The 14,889-nt window shown below is 70.4% G+C and carries 16 protein-coding genes; 6 read left to right on the forward strand and 10 right to left on the reverse strand.

Translation table 11 applies throughout. The features are described 5' to 3' along the window. Positions 1 to 17 precede the first annotated feature (17 nt). Positions 18 to 977, forward strand: a complete 960-nt coding sequence (locus ACQ5SP_RS15395; RefSeq protein WP_430939288.1) for a glutathione S-transferase family protein — start codon at positions 18 to 20, stop codon at positions 975 to 977. On the opposite strand, the gene ACQ5SP_RS15400 is transcribed toward ACQ5SP_RS15395, so the two are convergent. Beyond that, positions 943 to 2,178 (reverse strand): TIGR03862 family flavoprotein, encoded by a 1,236-nt coding sequence (locus ACQ5SP_RS15400; RefSeq protein ID WP_430939289.1) that lies wholly within the window; start codon positions 2,176 to 2,178, stop codon positions 943 to 945. The two genes, ACQ5SP_RS15395 and ACQ5SP_RS15400, sit on opposite strands and share 35 nt — an antisense overlap. Before the next feature lie 47 nt (positions 2,179 to 2,225). Between ACQ5SP_RS15400 and ACQ5SP_RS15405 the strand changes: the two genes are divergently transcribed. Then, positions 2,226 to 2,534, forward strand: coding sequence for an HNH endonuclease (locus ACQ5SP_RS15405; protein WP_430939290.1), 309 nt, complete (start codon positions 2,226 to 2,228; stop codon positions 2,532 to 2,534). Here ACQ5SP_RS15405 and lpxK read toward each other — a convergent pair. Genes lpxK through ACQ5SP_RS15420 form a run of 3 tightly spaced genes read right to left on the reverse strand, consistent with a single transcriptional unit; the run spans position 2,531 to position 5,069 of the window. Further along, a complete protein-coding gene (gene lpxK / locus ACQ5SP_RS15410; RefSeq protein ID WP_430939291.1) occupies positions 2,531 to 3,520 on the reverse strand; it encodes a tetraacyldisaccharide 4'-kinase in 990 nt (329 codons plus the stop codon). The two genes, ACQ5SP_RS15405 and lpxK, sit on opposite strands and share 4 nt — an antisense overlap. Continuing rightward, a complete protein-coding gene (locus tag ACQ5SP_RS15415; RefSeq protein WP_430939292.1) occupies positions 3,520 to 4,812 on the reverse strand; it encodes a 3-deoxy-D-manno-octulosonic acid transferase in 1,293 nt (430 codons plus the stop codon). The genes lpxK and ACQ5SP_RS15415 overlap by 1 nt, the downstream gene beginning before the upstream one ends. Before the next feature lie 11 nt (positions 4,813 to 4,823). Continuing rightward, positions 4,824 to 5,069 carry a DUF4170 domain-containing protein gene (locus ACQ5SP_RS15420; protein ID WP_430939293.1) on the reverse strand — a complete coding sequence of 82 codons (246 nt, stop codon included), beginning with the start codon at positions 5,067 to 5,069 and terminating at the stop codon, positions 4,824 to 4,826. Positions 5,070 to 5,272: 203 nt separating this feature from the next. Here ACQ5SP_RS15420 and ACQ5SP_RS15425 point away from each other — a divergent pair, with 203 nt between their 5' ends. After that, positions 5,273 to 6,094 carry a phosphate ABC transporter ATP-binding protein gene (locus ACQ5SP_RS15425; protein WP_430939294.1) on the forward strand — a complete coding sequence of 274 codons (822 nt, stop codon included), beginning with the start codon at positions 5,273 to 5,275 and terminating at the stop codon, positions 6,092 to 6,094. 11 nt (positions 6,095 to 6,105) lie between these two features. Here the strand turns inward: ACQ5SP_RS15425 and ACQ5SP_RS15430 are convergent, their stop codons facing one another. The 3 genes from ACQ5SP_RS15430 to ACQ5SP_RS15440 form a co-directional block, all read right to left on the reverse strand. Continuing rightward, positions 6,106 to 6,879: a 3'(2'),5'-bisphosphate nucleotidase CysQ gene (locus ACQ5SP_RS15430; RefSeq protein WP_430939295.1), complete on the reverse strand. Its 774-nt coding sequence runs from the start codon at positions 6,877 to 6,879 to the stop codon at positions 6,106 to 6,108. Beyond that, complete coding sequence (locus tag ACQ5SP_RS15435; RefSeq protein ID WP_430939296.1) at positions 6,866 to 8,212, reverse strand: TldD/PmbA family protein; 1,347 nt, start codon at positions 8,210 to 8,212, stop codon at positions 6,866 to 6,868. The genes ACQ5SP_RS15430 and ACQ5SP_RS15435 overlap by 14 nt, the downstream gene beginning before the upstream one ends. Positions 8,213 to 8,323: 111 nt before the next feature. After that, on the reverse strand, positions 8,324 to 9,829 hold the full coding sequence (locus tag ACQ5SP_RS15440; protein ID WP_430939297.1) for a DUF2125 domain-containing protein: 1,506 nt from the start codon (positions 9,827 to 9,829) through the stop codon (positions 8,324 to 8,326). A gap of 165 nt (positions 9,830 to 9,994) precedes the next feature. Here ACQ5SP_RS15440 and ACQ5SP_RS15445 point away from each other — a divergent pair, with 165 nt between their 5' ends. Continuing rightward, positions 9,995 to 10,756: an SDR family oxidoreductase gene (locus ACQ5SP_RS15445; RefSeq protein WP_430939298.1), complete on the forward strand. Its 762-nt coding sequence runs from the start codon at positions 9,995 to 9,997 to the stop codon at positions 10,754 to 10,756. Next, positions 10,753 to 11,373, forward strand: coding sequence for an enoyl-CoA hydratase/isomerase family protein (locus ACQ5SP_RS15450; RefSeq protein ID WP_430939299.1), 621 nt, complete (start codon positions 10,753 to 10,755; stop codon positions 11,371 to 11,373). The genes ACQ5SP_RS15445 and ACQ5SP_RS15450 overlap by 4 nt, the downstream gene beginning before the upstream one ends. Here ACQ5SP_RS15450 and ACQ5SP_RS15455 read toward each other — a convergent pair. From ACQ5SP_RS15455 to ACQ5SP_RS15465, 3 genes are read right to left on the reverse strand one after another with little or no spacing between them, the layout of a single operon-like run. After that, positions 11,370 to 12,524 carry a CaiB/BaiF CoA transferase family protein gene (locus ACQ5SP_RS15455; protein WP_430939300.1) on the reverse strand — a complete coding sequence of 385 codons (1,155 nt, stop codon included), beginning with the start codon at positions 12,522 to 12,524 and terminating at the stop codon, positions 11,370 to 11,372. The genes ACQ5SP_RS15450 and ACQ5SP_RS15455 overlap by 4 nt on opposite strands. A 4-nt stretch (positions 12,525 to 12,528) precedes the next feature. Continuing rightward, positions 12,529 to 13,194, reverse strand: a complete 666-nt coding sequence (locus ACQ5SP_RS15460) for a DsbA family protein (protein WP_430939301.1) — start codon at positions 13,192 to 13,194, stop codon at positions 12,529 to 12,531. A 20-nt stretch (positions 13,195 to 13,214) separates the two neighbouring features. After that, positions 13,215 to 13,748 (reverse strand): DUF721 domain-containing protein, encoded by a 534-nt coding sequence (locus ACQ5SP_RS15465; protein WP_430939302.1) that lies wholly within the window; start codon positions 13,746 to 13,748, stop codon positions 13,215 to 13,217. 83 nt (positions 13,749 to 13,831) lie between these two features. Between ACQ5SP_RS15465 and mutY the strand changes: the two genes are divergently transcribed. Next, positions 13,832 to 14,881: an A/G-specific adenine glycosylase gene (mutY, locus tag ACQ5SP_RS15470; protein ID WP_430939303.1), complete on the forward strand. Its 1,050-nt coding sequence runs from the start codon at positions 13,832 to 13,834 to the stop codon at positions 14,879 to 14,881. Positions 14,882 to 14,889: the final 8 nt, after the last annotated feature.

Below are 14,889 nucleotides of genomic sequence, written 5' to 3' on the forward strand. Positions count from 1 at the left end.
GTCCGAAAGGAGGGCACATGGGCCTTATGATAGACGGGGTCTATCATGCAGAAGACCCCGGACCGGATACGACGGCGCAGGGCGCGTTTCGCCGTGCGGACAGCACGATCCGCAACTGGATCACGCGCGACGGGCGCGCCGGCCCGACGGGCGCGGGCGGGTTCACCCCCGATCCCGGGCGCTATCACCTGTATCTTGCCTGGAACTGCCCCTGGGCGCACCGGGCGTTCCTGACGCGGATGATAAAATGGCTGGAGGACGCGATCACCGTCTCCTTCGCCCGTCCGCGCCGGACCGAGGATGGCTGGGTCTTCGACGACGACGGGCCCTATGCGGATCCCTTGATGGGTGCACGGGCGCTGCACGAGGTCTATGCGCGCCACGATCAACCCTATACCGGCCGGGTCACCGTGCCCGTTCTCTGGGACCGCGAGTCGGGGCGGATCGTCTCGAACGAGTCGGCGGATATGGTGCAGATGCTCGACGCCGCCTTCGATGGCGGCCCGTCGCTGCGCCCGGATGACCTCGCCGCGGATATCGATGCCTGGAACGCGCTGATTTATCCGACCCTCAACAACGGGGTCTACCGGGCCGGTTTCGCCCGCACGCAGGCGGCCTATGATGCCGCCGTGGCCGAGGTGTTCGACACGCTCGACCGGATCGAGGCGCAGCTGGGGCGGACCCGCTACCTGACCGGCGACCGCTTCACCGAGGCCGATCTCAGGCTCTTTCCGACGCTGGCGCGCTTCGACGTGGCCTATCACTACGCGTTCAAGTGCAATATCCGGCGGGTGTCGGACTATCCGAACCTCTGGGGCTATGCGCGCGAGATCTACCAGATGCCCGGTGTCGCCGGGACGGTGGATTTCGACATCTACAAGCGCGGCTACTTCTCGCCGTCGGAGTTGCGCAACCCGCTCGGCATCGTGCCGGCAGGCCCGGTCATCGACTGGACGGTTCCGCACGGCCGGGGCTGAGCGCCCAGGCGGCCGCGTGTCGCCCGGCCCAGAGGCCGGTGGCGAAACAGCCGGTCAGCAGGTACCCCCCGGTGGGCGCTTCCCAGTCCAGCATCTCGCCCGCGACGAAGACGCCGGGCAGGGCGTGCAGCATCAGGCCCGGATCCACCGAGTCCGCGCGCACGCCGCCCGCGGTGGAAATCGCCTCGTCCATCGGGCGCGGCCCGTCATGCGCGACTGGCAGCGCCTTGATCAACCGCGCAAGCGCGGCGGGATCGTCCGGCAGCGGACGTCCGAACTCCATCAGGAGCGCCCGTTTCGCCGGGGCGAGGCCAAGCGCCTTGCGCAGATGATTGGCAAGGCTCGACTTGCCGCGCGGGCGTGACAGCCGGTGCGCGGCCTCTTCCACCGCGAGATCCGGGGCGAGATCGATCGCAAGCGCGGCACCGTCGCGCAGCGCGCGGCTGACGGCGTAGATGCCGCCCCCCTCGAGACCACGTTCGGAGATCACGTATTCGCCCCGCCGGGTCACGCGGCCCGCGCGCAAGGCCGTGGCCTTGACCGGCAGGCCGAAATGGGGGCGCATATGCGCGGACCACCGGACCGAGATCCCCATGTTGGCGGGGCGGAAAGGCGCGATCCCGACGCCCTTTTCGGAAAGCCAGGGCGCCCAGGCGCCGTCCGACCCGAGCCGCGCCCAGCTGGCCCCGCCCAGCGCAAGCACGGTGACGGCGGGCCGCAGCACGTGGTGCCCGCCCGGGGTCGTGAAGGCCAGCGCGTCGCCCTCCCAGCCGGTCCAGCGCCAGCGGGTGCGCAGGGTGACGCCCTTGTCCGCCAGCCGTGCGAGCCAGGCGCGCAGCAGCGGCGAGGCCTTCATGGCCGTCGGGAACACGCGCCCGGACGAACCGGTAAAGACCTCCTGGCCCAGCTGACGCGCCCAGTCCTGCACCGCCTCGGGGCCGCAGGCGTCGAGCATCGGCGCGAGCCAGCCCGCCGCCTCTGCATAGGCGGCGCGGAAGCGGGGCGCCGGCTCTTGCTTGGTCAGGTTCAGTCCCGATTTGCCGGCCATCAGGAATTTCCGCGCGGGCGACGGTTTGGCCTCGGCCACGGTCACGGCCATCCCAGCATCGGCGAGAGCCTCGGCGGCCATGAGCCCGGCCGGCCCCGCCCCGATCACCATTGCCGCGGTCCGCGCGCCGCGCTCTTGTCGATTGCCAGCCATGGCTCCATCCTCTTTCACCACCGTCCCCGCTTGGCAAGGAGGCGTTGATGTCCGACGCGGCGCCGCAAGATCCCGTCTGCCCGCTTTGCGGCCGCCCGATCACATCCGGCGCGCGCCGGTCGCTGCACCACCTTGTTCCCAGGCTGAAAGGGGGAAAGCACGGGCCCGTGGTGGCGCTGCACCAGATCTGCCACAACGAGATCCACGCCACGCTGACCGAGGCCGAGCTGGCCCGGGATTACAACACGATTGCAGCGCTCCGCGCCCATCCGCGGCTGGCCAGGTTCATCCGCTGGGTGGCGAAACGCCCGCCGGAGTTTCACTCCAGGACACCGGGGCGGCGGCGGAAACGCTAGATCCCGCTGATCCCGGCCTTTTCCAGGAGGGCATCGAGCGGCTCCCAGTCGGTGATCTCCAGGCGCACGGGCAGGGTCAAGACCTTCTGGCGAAAGCTGGCGGGCAGGCGCACGGCGTCCTTTTCCGTCGTGACCAACTGGGCGTTGCGAAGCTTCGCCTCGGAGTCCAGGCGTGCCATCAGGCCCGCCGTCAGGGCCTGGTGATCGTCGAGCGCCACGGTGCGGATCAATTCGGCCCCGAGCCCGCGCAGCGTGGCAAAGAACTTCTCGGGATGGCCGATCCCGGCGAAGGCCAGCACGCGCAGCCCGTCCCAATCCATCCCGGTTCGCAGCGGCACGAGCTGCCCGTGCAGGTGCGGAACCGCGACCGCCCGGCCCCAGTCGCCGGCGAAGCGTGCCTGTGCGTCCGGCCCGCCGATCGACAGCAGCGCGTCGGCCCGGGCCATGCCCGCGGGCACCGGCTCGCGCAGGGGGCCGGCCGGCAGCACCCGTCCATTGCCGAAGCCCCGGGCCGCGTCCACGACGACCAGCGATACGTCCTTGACCAGCGCGGGGTTCTGGAACCCGTCATCGAGCAGGATGACATCGGCGCCGGCGCCTGCCGCCGCGCGGGCGCCCGCCGCCCGGTCGCGCGCCACCCAGACCGGGGCGAAGGCGGCCAGAAGCAGCGGCTCGTCCCCGACATCCTCGGCCCGGTGGCGGGCAGGATCGACCCGGACCGGCCCGGCGAGGCGCCCGCCATGTCCGCGGCTGACGACCTGCGGTGTCCGTCCCGCGGCGTTCAGCCGCTCGAGCAGGGCGATCACGGTCGGTGTCTTGCCGGTGCCCCCGGCATTGATGTTGCCCACGCAGATCACGGGCACGCCGACCCGTGTGCCGGGCCGGGCCACGCGTCGCCGGGTCGCGGCGGCATAGATCGCCCCGAGCGGCGCGAGCAGGGTGGACAACAGCCCCGGCGCACGGTGCCAGAAGCGCGGCGCCCGCATCAGGTATCGGCCCCGGGTGCGGGCAGCCGGGCGAGTAGAACCTCGAGCGTGCGCTCGGTGACCTCGGCCCCGCTGGAGCAGACCTCCCAGGCGGCATGGGCCAGCTCGGCGGCGCGATCCGGCGCGAGGGCTTCCGACAGCGCGCGGGCGAGGCTGTCGGCATCCCGGACCTCCATCGTCGCGCCGGCCTCGGCGAGCCGGGCATAGACATCTGCGAAATTCACCACATGGGGACCATGCAGGATCGCGGATCCCAGCGCCGCGGGTTCGAACGGGTTGTGCCCGCCAATCTCGACGAGCGAGCCGCCGAGGAAGCTGACCGGGGCCAGCCGGTACCAAAGCCCCATCTCCCCGAGCGTGTCGGCGACGTAGATCTGGGTCTCGTCGGTCGGCACCTCGCCAAGCGACCGGCGCGTGACGTCCCATCCGCCGGACCTGAGGGTCGCGGCGATTGCGGTGCCGCGTTCCGGGTGGCGGGGCGCAATAATGAGCAGGAGGCGCCGGGCGGTGCGTCCGGCCGCGGCATGGGCCTCGACGACGATCTCTTCCTCGCCCGGGTGGGTCGAGGCGGCCAGCCAGACCGGCCGCCCGGCCAGCCGGGACGCCATGGTGGTGCGCTCGGTCTCGTCGCAGGGCAGCGCGGCGGAGCCTTCCTTGAGCGTGCCGATGACCTCGACCCGGTCGCGGGGCAGGCCGAGTCGGCGCAGGTGGCCCGCGGTCTGGGTGTCCTGCGCGAGCACATGGTCGAAGCGCGTCAGGAGCGACTTGGCGAACCCGGGCAGCCAGCGCCAGCGGTCGTGGCTCTTTTCCGAGAGCCGGGCGTTGACCAGCACCATCGGAATGCCGCGGCGATGGGTCTCGACCATCAGCCGCGGCCAGAACTCGCTCTCCGTCCACACCGCGAGATCGGGCTGCCAGTGATCGAGAAACCGCACCACGGCGCGCCGCGTATCGACGGGAATGAACTGGTGAATCGTGCGGGGCGGCATGCGGCTCGCCAGCACAGAGGCCGAGGTCACGGTGCCGGTCGTCACGAGGAAGCTCGCCTCCGGACGGGCCTCGCCCAGCTTGCGGATCAGCTCCAGCAGCGACAGGGTCTCGCCGACGCTTGCGGCATGGAACCAGGCCAGCGGGCCGTCCGGCCGGGGCTGGCCGGCGTCGCCGAGTCGCTCGGAGAGCCGTTCCGGGTCTTCCTTGCCCGCCGCGAGCCGCCGGTCGAGCAGTCGCCGGGCATAGCCGTCTGCCCGTGCGGAGAAGGCGAGGTAGAAGGCAAGACCCAGCGACCGGCCCATCGCGCGCGGCCTTAGCTGCCGAGTTCCTCGGTCGGGCCGGCCTCGCGCTCTTCGTCGCGCAGGCGATGCAGATGGGCGATGAAATAGCGCATATGCGCATTGTCGACCGTGCGCTGCGCCTCGGATTTCCAGGCGTTGTAGGCGGAGTCGTAGTCGGGGAAGATGCCCACGATATGGATGTCGTCGACATTCTTGAAGACGCTGCTGGACGGGGTCACGAGCTCACCGCCGAAGACGAGATGCAGGCGCTGTGCCATTGGGATTCTCCACCGTTTCGAGGTTGCGCGCACCCTAAAGGAACGCCCGTCGGGGTCAAGGCGCACAGCCTGCCGGCGCGGGGCCGGCGATCCGGCTTAGATGAAGTTTTCATGACAATTCGACGGGATTGATCCAGCGCAAACCGCCCTGGCCCGGGGCAGGTCATCCTTTTCCGGGTAACGGTACTGGAGGAGATGTCGAGATGCTGGATTCCGGACGAGCCCCGGCCAAGGCCGACCCGCGCCCGTCGCATGGCCGTAACGCGCCGCCCTTGATCGAGGTGGCGGATCTCGATCTCTGGTATGGCGAGACCCATGCGCTGAAGAATGTCACCTTCGACGTCTACCCGCAGGAAATCCTGGCCTTCATCGGCCCGTCAGGCTGCGGCAAGACCACCGCGCTCAAGACGCTCAACCGGATGCATGACGGCAACCCGGATGTGCGCATCACCGGACGCATCACCATGAGCGGCGCGGATATCAACGCGCCCGAGGTGGACCCGCCGCTGCACCGCAAGCGCTTCGGCTGGGTGGCGCAGAAGCCCAACCCCTTTGCCCGTTCCATCTACGAGAACGTCGCCTATGGCGCGCGGCTTCACGGCCTGGTCGACACCGGCGCCGAGATGGATGCCTGGGTCGAGCACTGCCTGCGCCGGGCGCATCTCTGGGACGAGGTGAAGGATCACCTGCACGATCAGTCCGGGTTCGACCTCAGTGGCGGGCAGCAACAGCGGCTCTGCGTGGCACGTGCGATCGGCACCGATCCCGAGGTTCTTCTGATGGACGAGCCGACGGGATCCATCGACCCCATCGCCACGGCACGGCTCGAGGAGCTGATGATGGAGCTGCGCGTCGATCACAGCATCGTGGTGGTGACCCATTCCATGATGGAAGCGCGCCGGGTCGCTGACCGGGTGGCGCATTTCCATCTCGGTGAATTGCTGGAGATCGGACCGACCGAGCAGGTCTTCCTCGATCCGCGGAACCCGGAGACGCGGCGTTTCGTCGAGGGCAAATCCGGCTGAGCGACCGGCTGTCAGCGCAGCCGGGCCAGCAGCCCCGCATGCACCGCCGGCGCGCCGGCGACCAGCCCGGGATGGCGCGGGTCCGGTTCGTTGAAGCGCAGCGGCGCCCCGAACCGGTCGGTGACCCGGGCGCCGGCCTCCGAAAGGATCAGCGCCCCGGCGGCGATGTCCCATTCCCAGCTGGGCCGCAGCGTGACCATGCCGTCGAAGCGGCCCTCGGCCACGAGGCACAGGCGATAGGCCAGGGACGGCCGGTGATGGCGGGTGACCTTCGGCACCCCGCCCGGCCAGAGCTCGGGGGCGAGTTGCGGCCGGCCGGCGAGGATGTCTGCGCCGTCAAGCTCGGCCCGGTCGCTGGCCCGGATCGGTCGGCCGTTGAGCCGCCCGCCGCCGCCCAGCTCTGCCTCGTAGAGCTTGTCCATCAGCGGCAGGCACACCACCCCGGCCGTGACCCGGCCGTCCTCGACCACGGCCAGCGCGTGGGCAAAGGCACGCTGGCCGTCGATGAAGGCGCGCGTCCCGTCGATCGGATCGACGATGAACAGCCGGCGCGCCCCGAGCCGCCGCGTATCGTCGTCGGTTTCCTCCGACAGCCAGCCATATCCGGGCCGCGCCGCGAGCAGGTCTGCCCGGAGCATCCGATCTATCTCGAGATCGGCCTCGGTCACCGGCCCGTGGCCGCCGCCCTTGTCCCAGATCTGCGGACCCTGCCGGAAATGGCGGGTGGCGATACGGCCCGCGGCAGCGGCCGCGTCGCGCAACAGGGCGAGGTCACTCCCCGGCAAGCGTCAGGCCCTCGACGAGCAGGCTCGGCACCACGTGGCTGAGATGGCGGCGTGCATCGTTGGCGGGCGTGATCCGCAACAGCATGTCGCGCAGGTTGCCGGCGATGGTGCACTCGTTGACCGGGTAGGCGATCTCGCCGTTCTCGACCCAGAAGCCCGAGGCCCCGCGCGAGTAGTCGCCCGTGGTCGGGTTGATGGTCGAGCCGATCAGCGAGGTGACCAGCAGGCCCGTGCCCATCTCGGCCATCAGCTCCGAACGGCCTCGGTCGCCCTGGGTCAGGGCGATGTTGGACACGCTGGGCGAGGGCGGCGCCGAGGGCCCGCGCGCGGCATTGGCCGTGCTTTCCAGCCCGAGCTTGCGCGCGGTTGCGAGGTCGAGCACCCAGCGGCGCAGGACGCCGTCTTCGACGATGGGACGGGCGGCGGTGGCGAGGCCCTCGGCGTCGAAGGGCCGCGAGCCAGAGACGCGTTTGCGATGCGGGTCCTCGACCAGCGACAGGCCGGCGGGCAGCACCTGCGTGTCCATCGCGTCCATCAGCCAGCTGGCGCCGCGGGCGATGGCCGTCCCGTTGACGGCGCCCAGAAGGTGACCGGTCAGCGAGGCGGCGATACGCTCGTCGAAGAGCACCGGGTAGGCGCCGGTCTTTGGGCGGCGGGGATTCGCCCGCGCCGCCGCGCGCTCGCCGGCCAGGCGGCCGATCTCCGCGGCGCCGGGCAGATCGGCCTGGAAAACGCGGCTTTCGGCGGCATAGTCGCGTTCCATGCCCAGCCCCTCGCCCGAGATCGCGACGCAGGAGGTCGACCGCCCCGTGCGTGCATAGCCGCCCGAAAAGCCATTGCTGGCCGCGAGATGCAGGCGCCGCCGGGAATAGCCGGCCGACGCGCCCTGGATCTGCGAAACGCCGGCGACGGCACGCGCCGCGGCCTCGGCGGCGCGGGCGTCTTCCTCCAGCGCGGCGGGCGCGGGGTCGCCGGCAGGATCGGCGAGTTCCAGTACCGCGGCGTCCCGGTCACCGGCCAGATCCGCCGGATCCGCCAGGCCGGCGCCGGGGTCCTCGGGGGCCTCGCGGGCCATGGCGACGGCGCGCGCGGCCATCTCCGCGATCGTCTCGGGGCGCGTGTCGGACGCCGAGACGCAGGCCTGGCGGCGCCCGATCAGCACCCTGAGGCCAAGATCGACGCCCTCGGCGCGCTCCGCCTGTTCCAGCGCGCCGTTGCGCACATCGACCGAAACGGCGCTGCCCTCGACCGCCAGCGCATCGGCGGTTTCCGCGCCGGCGGTGCGGGCGGCGTCCAGCAGGGCAGCGGTGAGAGACTCGAGATCCTGGGCCATGGGGGCTCCGAAATGAACAGGGATGGGGCGGATTAAAGCATCCCGCGGCCGGGCTGCAAGACCGGCCGCGGGAAGGGCGCGGCGGCCCGCGCCATCAGGCGGGACCGACGCTCAGTTCAGCGGGTTGCCATTGGCGAGGATCTTGCCCTCTTCGGTCATCTCGATGGTCGAGGTCAGCGTGTCCTCGCCGTCGCCCGGCACGGCGAACATGGCCAGCATCATGCGGGCGTTCATCACCTGGCTGTCGCCGACGATACCCATCTTGGAGAGCGCGTCGAGCAGCGCGTTGCCGCCCACCAGCCGCAGGTCGATCGCGCCGGCGGGCTGGCGTATGCCGTCGAGCACCTCGGCCTTTTCGGGATCGAAGGTGAAGCTTCCGCTGCCGGTAAGCCGGGCGCCGCCCAGCGCCAGCTCCAGGTCGTTGAGCGAGATCGCGCGCAATTCGCCGGGGGCCTTGTCGAGATCCTCGAGATCCTCGGCGCGGGCGAGCATGTCCATCAGAACCTGCACCTTGCCGCTGAGGTCCACCAGCAGCGTCGCGGGGCTGTGCTCGAGATTGCCCGCGGGATCGATCATCCCCCACAGGCGGTCGTCGATGACCAGATCGCGCAGCTTGACGAGCAGGTTGAAGTCGCGCGGTTCCTCCGACGGGCTCAGGGGCAGGTTCAGGTCGAAACCGGTCTCGGCGATGCTGGCCGAAAGCTCGGGGAAAGGCAGCTCCGACGAGCTGAGGGTGTAGTCGATCCCGCGGCTGTCGAGCGTGTAGCGCAGCGCGTCCGGCGAGAGCGCTACACCGAAACCGCCCCCGCTGCTGCGCGATTCAAACCGGGTTGTGTCGCCATCCTCGACGGCCTCGAAAACGGAGGACGAGGCGCCGGACGTCATGTCGACCGAGAAGGCGGCCCCCGAGGCAAAGGGATTCGCGGCGAGACCGATGTTCAGCAGGTTGCCGCTGAAATCGGCCGCGACGTCTGACATGTCGAAGCGCGCCGTGAAATCCGCACCGCTTTCCGGGTCGGTGCCGGTCATTTCCATCTCGAGCGCGCCGAGCGTGCTGTTGCCCGTGGCGGCCATCGCCTCGGCGCCGGTCTCCTCCATGATGTAGCGACCGGCCACCGTCGTCGCGGTGAAGTCGATGCTGAAATCGGCGTCCTCGTCTTCCACGGCGATATCGCCGTCGGCCAGCGTCAGCCGGTCGAGGCTGAACTCCTGCACCAGGCGCTCCGGCGTGCCGCTGGCGACGATGCGCGCGCCGTCATAGAGAACGGTCATGTCGATCGCGGCGGTTTCGCCTTCCTCCGGGGTGACGGTGCCGACGATGCGCTGCGCGGGCGCCATGGTGATTTCCACGGTGCCGTCGCCCAGGTCGCGCATGCGCACCCAGTCGCGGCTGCTGACGATCTCCGAGTCGACGCCGCCGAACTCGGTGGTGACGTTCTCGAGCACCAGCGTATCGCCCGACATCTCTGTCGAGCCGGCCTGCATCGCCTGGCCGGTATAGGCCGAGAAGTCCTGCCACTTGGCCCAGACCTCTTGCGGGGTCACCTCCGCCTGCGCCGGGAGCCCGGCGAGCGTCGCGGCGCCGAACGCGAAAATCGCCTGTTTGCCGTGCATCATCGTCACCCCTTTCTGAATATCGTTCCCCTTCAAGATCGGCCCTGCCCCGCACAGGGTCAAGCGGGAAAGGGCCAATCCCGGACCGCGCGGTCTGGCACCGCGCGGCGTGACGGGTTACCCCTTGGACGCGCGGTGCTGCGCGACGAGACAGAAGAGGACGACGGGATGGATTTGAAAGGCAAATCGGCCCTGATCACGGGGGCCAGCCGCGGGATCGGCGCCGCCGCAGCGCGGCGCTTCGCCACGGCCGGTGCGGAGGTGATGCTGCTGGCGCGGTCCAAGAACGAGATCGGCGCCCTGGCCGACGATATCCGCGCAGAGGGCGGCAGCGCCGTTGCACGCAGCTGCGACGTGGCGGACTACGACGACGTGGCCGCCGCCGTCGCCGCCGCCGAGGCCGAGTTCGGCGCCGTCGACATCCTGATCAACAACGCCGGCGTGATCGAGCCGATCGCCATGATGGACGTGGTGGACCCGGCGGCCTGGGGCAAGCTGATCGATATCAACCTCAAGGGCGTCTTTCACGGCATGCGCGCAGCGATGCCGGTGATGCGCCGGCAGGGGGGCGGGACGATCCTGACCGTCAGCTCCGGGGCCGCGCACAACGCGCTCGAAGGCTGGAGCGCCTACTGCGCGTCCAAGGCCGGGGCGGCGATGCTGACGGCGAGCGCCGACAAGGAAGGTCGCCCGCACGGCATCCGCGCGATGGGGCTCTCGCCCGGAACCGTCGCCACCGAGATGCAGCGCGAGATCAAGTCGAGCGGGGTCAACCCTGTCAGCCAGCTCGACTGGTCGGCGCATATCCCGCCTGAATGGCCGGCCGAGGCCCTGCTCTGGATGTGCGGGCCGGACGCGGACGGGTTCGTCGGGCAAGAGATCTCGCTCCGCGACGAGTCGATCCGCCGCCGGGTGGGGCTGATCGCGTGATCGGGCTGGCGAAGGCGGGCGCACGCTGGACGGTAACGGTCAATCGCCCGGACAAGGCCAATTCGCTGACCCGCGAGATGCTGGAGCGGATCGAGGCCATCGCCGCGGAAGCCGCGGACGCGGATGTTCACGTGTTCGTCCTGACCGGCGCCGGGAGCGTCTTCAGCGCCGGGGCCGACCTGGCCGAGGCCCGCGCGGGGCTGGCCACCGACCCGGTCTGGGAACGGCTCTCGGCGCGGATCGCGGCGCTGCCCTGCCTGACCATCGCGGCGCTGAACGGCACGCTGGCCGGCGGCGCCTTCGGGATGGCCCTGGCCTGTGACCTGCGCCTCGCGGTGCCCGAGGCCCGGTTCTTCTACCCGGTGATGAAGCTGGGCTTCCTGCCGCAGCCCTCCGATCCGGGCCGGCTGGCCGCGCTGATCGGGCCGGCCCGCACCAAGATGGTCCTGCTTGGCGGGGCCAGGCTGACGGCGCAAGAGGCGTATGATTTCGGCCTGGTCGACCGCGTGGTGGCGCGCGACGCGCTCGAGGACGAGATCGCGCACCTCTCCGCCGATGCCGAGGCCGGCGATGCCGAGGTGCTCAGGGGTATCAAGGCGCTCTGCGCGCCTGACTAGTCCGGCGTCTCGCCGCGCAGGCGGGCCAGGACGGCCGCGGTGTGCTCGCCCAGTTTCGGCGAGGCATGGTTCAGCGCCAGCCCGGCGTCCGAGAAGCGAAACGGCGACCGCACCCCCGGCACGCCGTCGCGATCGATGCGCATGCCGCGATGGCGTATCTGCGGGTCGTCGAAAACCTCGGCCAGGTCGTTGATCGGCCCGGCGGGCACGCCCGCGGCCTCGCAGGCGGCGAGCAGCGCGTCCTTCGCCCAGCTGCGCGTCGCCTCGGTCAGCCTGTCCGTCAGCCTCTCGCGGTTGGCGATGCGGTCGGCGTTGGTGCGGAATTCCGGGGCGTCCGCGATCTCGCCCAGGCCGAGCAGCCCGCAGAGCCGCTGGTACTGCGCGTCGTTGCCGGTGGCGATGATGATCCAGCCATCGGCGCAGTCGAAGACCTGGTAGGGCACGAGGTTCTGGTGGGCGTTCCCGATCCGCGCCGGGGCGCTGCCGGTCGTCAGGTAGTTCATCGCCTGGTTGGCCATGATGCCGGTGGCGACGTCGAGCAGCGCCATGTCGATCTGCTGGCCCTTGCCGGTGCGCTCGCGCTGGTGCAGCGCCGCGAGGATCGCGGTGGCGCTGTAGATGCCGGTCAGGATGTCCGTGACCGCCACCCCCATCTTCTGCGGCTGGCCCTCGGGCGCGCCGGTGACGGACATGATGCCGGACATGCCCTGGATGATGTAATCGTAGCCCGCCCGGTGGGCGTAGGGGCCGTCCTGCCCGAAACCGGTGATCGAGCAGTAGACGAGTTGCGGGTTCACCGCCGCGAGGCTGTCGTAGTCGAGGCCGTATTTCGCGAGGCCCCCCACCTTGAAGTTCTCGATCAGCACGTCCGCCTCGGCGGCGAGATCGCGCACGATCTGCTGGCCTTCGGGCGTGCGGAAATCCACGGTGACCGACTGCTTGCCGCGGTTGCAGCTGTGGAAATACGCTGCTGACCGGTCTTCGTCGCGCGTGACGAAGGGCGGGCCCCAGCGGCGGGTGTCGTCGCCCGCGGGGCTCTCGACCTTGATGACCTCGGCGCCGAGATCGGCAAGGGTCTGGCCGGCCCAGGGGCCGGCCAGGATCCGCGCCAGTTCCAGAACCTTCAGCCCGGCGAGGGGGGCGTCGCTCATGGGATCACTCGGCCAGCTTCTCGTCCAGGGTCTCGGCGAAATCCGCGTAGCTCATGTTCGAGAACTTCTCGCCGTCGATGACGAAGCTGGGCGTCGAGTTGATATCGTGCATCTCGGCGTTCTTCTGGTAGAGCGCGTAGAGCGCCTCGGCCTTCCCGGCGTCCGACAGGCAGGCGTCGAGCTGGCTGTCGTCGAGTCCCGCGACCTTGCCGATCTTGCGCAGGTTCTGCACCACCTGGGCGGCGTCCTCGCCCTGGGTCCATTCCCGCTGCCGCTCGTAGATCATGTCGACGATCCCGAAATAGCGATCCGCGCCGCCGCAGCGCGCCACCATGCCCGCCCAGAGCCCGTAGCGGTCGAAATAAACCTCGCGGTAGACGAAGTGGACCTTGCCCGTGTCCACGTAATTCTCCTCGATCTGCGGGAAGACCGTCTCGTGGAAGGTGGCGCAGTGCGGGCAGGTGAAGGAGGCGTATTCGATCACCTCGACCGGGGCCTCGGGATCGCCCACGGTCATCTCGGCGATGCCGGAGGTATCGACATCGCCGGAGGATTGCGCGTTCGCCGCCGGGATCGGCGTGGTTGCCGGCTGCCCGCCCTGAAGCGCCCAGAGCGCCCCGCCGGCCACCAGAACGGCGGCCACGAGCGCGAAGAGAGAATTGCGTGCCATCAAGATCGGCCTTTCCTGTCTCATTTCCTGTCGCGTGATAGGACGTTTTGCGCCAGCGCTTCAAGCGCCTGGCGGAGGTTGTCGTCCTCAACCCCGGCCGCGGTGGCGGCGGCCTGCCGCTGCACCTCGGGGGTGGGTTCGGCCGCGCCCGCGGTCTTCGGCGCCGGCGCGAAGGCGGCCTGGCCCTCGGCGAAACCGGTCGGCGCGGTCTGGGTGACCCGGATGCGCGAGATCGCGGAATAGCCGTAGCAGGCGTTCACCCGTTCCCGGATCTTGGGAAGGTCGGCCTGCAGCATGGGGGCATGGGCCCCCGTGGTCAGCAGCGTCAAGGTGGCGCCGAACCCCTCGCGGCCATAGGAAACCTTGACCGGCTGGGCGATGCGCGCGGTCTCCTCGCCCACGATGTCGGTCCAATGCGTCAGAAGGCGGGCCACCGCGAATCCCCGCTTCTCGCCGGCGTTCCGCAGCTGGGGCTGGATCAGCCCGGCGGTCCGTTCGAAGCCGCGCATGCGGCGCGCCGGGGGGGATTTTCTGCTCTGCTGCTTGCCGGCCATCTCTGTCTTTCCTCGCCTCGGGCTCTATTGTAACCGCGGCCGGGCTAGGGGCCAGAGATTTGCCGGAACGGGAGCGATAAAGATTGCGTGACGAGGACCTGACCCGGACGCTGCTGGACTGGTACGACGTCCATGCCCGCGAGATGCCCTGGCGGGTCGGGCCGGCGGCGCGGCGCGCGGGCATGCGGCCGGATCCCTATCGCGTCTGGCTGTCGGAGGTGATGCTGCAGCAGACCACCGTCGCCGCCGTCCGCGGGTATTTCGACCGCTTCACGTGGCGCTGGCCGACCGTGGCGGACCTGGCCGCCGCCCAGGACGACGCGGTCATGGCCGAATGGGCCGGGCTGGGCTACTACGCACGGGCGCGGAACCTGCTGAAATGCGCGCGGGCGATCGTCGCCGATCATGGCGGGCGTTTCCCCGACACGCGGGCCGGGCTGCAGGCCTTGCCGGGCATCGGGCCCTATACCGCCGCCGCGGTGGCCGCGATCGCCTTTGACCGGCCGGAAACGGTTGTGGACGGAAATGTGGAGCGTGTCATGGCCCGGCTGCACGCGGTGGAATCGCCGCTGCCGGCGGTGAAGGGCGAGCTGGGCCGCCTCGCGGCCCGCCTGACCCCGGCCGAGCGGCCCGGCGACCATGCCCAGGCCGTCATGGACCTGGGGGCCACGATCTGCACGCCCCGGAACCCCGCCTGCGGGATCTGCCCCTGGCGCGGGCCCTGCGCCGGGCGCGCCGCCGGGATCGCGCCAGGATTGCCACGCAAGAGCCCGAAGGCGCCGAAGCCGGTCCGGCTCGGCTATGCCTATGTCGGGCGTCGTGCCGACGGCGCCTGGCTGCTGGAAAGGCGTCCCGACAAGGGGCTGCTCGGGGGTATGCTGGGATGGCCGGGATCCGCGTGGTGCGACGCCCCGGACGAGGCGCCGCCCGTCGCGGCCGACTGGCGTCTCCTTGGCGCGGAGGTGCGGCATACCTTCACCCACTTCCACCTCAGATTGCACGTCTTCACGGCCCGCCTGCCGCAGGAGGCCGACCCCGGGCGGGGCATGTTCCTCGCCCCGCAAGAGTTTCGCCCGGCGGCGCTGCCCACCGTGATGCGGAAGGTTTTCGATCTCGCCCGGGACGCTGTCTGACGGGCGCC

Origin of the sequence: Rhodovulum sp. YNF3179, assembly GCF_050586465.1 — a bacterium.
Taxonomy (GTDB): Bacteria; Pseudomonadota; Alphaproteobacteria; order Rhodobacterales; family Rhodobacteraceae; genus CAJXYS01.